This is a genomic window from Kamptonema formosum PCC 6407, from assembly GCF_000332155.1.
Taxonomy (GTDB): Bacteria; Cyanobacteriota; Cyanobacteriia; order Cyanobacteriales; family Microcoleaceae; genus Kamptonema; species Kamptonema formosum.
In genome coordinates, this window is sequence record NZ_KB235907.1 from 31,342 (window position 1) to 32,020 (window position 679).

1 protein-coding gene is annotated in these 679 nt (G+C 41.2%); it reads left to right on the forward strand.

What is annotated here, in order from left to right; all coding sequences use genetic code 11:
* Positions 1-213 precede the first annotated feature (213 nt).
* The gene (locus OSCIL6407_RS0129070) at positions 214-483 is read left to right on the forward strand and encodes a hypothetical protein (protein WP_019488043.1); all 270 of its coding nucleotides are present in this window, start codon (positions 214-216) and stop codon (positions 481-483) included.
* Positions 484-679: the final 196 nt, after the last annotated feature.

Genomic DNA, 679 nt, shown 5'->3' on the forward strand with positions numbered 1-679 from the left:
AAACCAGCACTCATACATCTCTCTAAAATTCTGATAGTCGTCTTGTTTGGCAGGCGTTGAGGAAAACAACGCCTCACAGCCAAGAATTGACTTTTCAATTAATACTAATGAAAAAACCCAACACGGAGTTCCCCAGGAGCTCCTTTTTTTTTGGTTCGTTTCCAGAGCAGAGCGAAGTGAGAGCTTGTCCCCCAACAAATCAGCAAAGAGGCTTTGACATGGCAAAAAAAAGGATACAAGAGTCAGAGAAATCAGCCAGAAATATATGAAGAAGTCAAAAAAACCAGTTTCTCTTGGCTTAAACCCCGACGGCTAAAAGACATACTCCGCAGTTTGGCCACCGCTCAGGGAATATCTCAATCTGAATTTATTGAGCGCCTTATGAGAGAGATAAAGAGTGCTAATAGCAGAACTAATTGTTCTATTTATCCTCAAGAATGCCAAGCCAAGTTAACTAATCTACCTGCATTTGTGCAGGATTAATTCAAATAAATTCTGCACAACTAATTGCTAGAATAAGCTCAGAGTTTAGTGATTATTATGAAGCAAAAAGTTATTAGGATACGCGAGAGTATCAACCCGCGAACAAGCTGAGGACAGCCATGCTTTAGAGCAGCAAATGGATCGCTTAGTAAAAGCAGGGGTCGATCTGGTTTACCACGACGTTGAATCAGGAGCC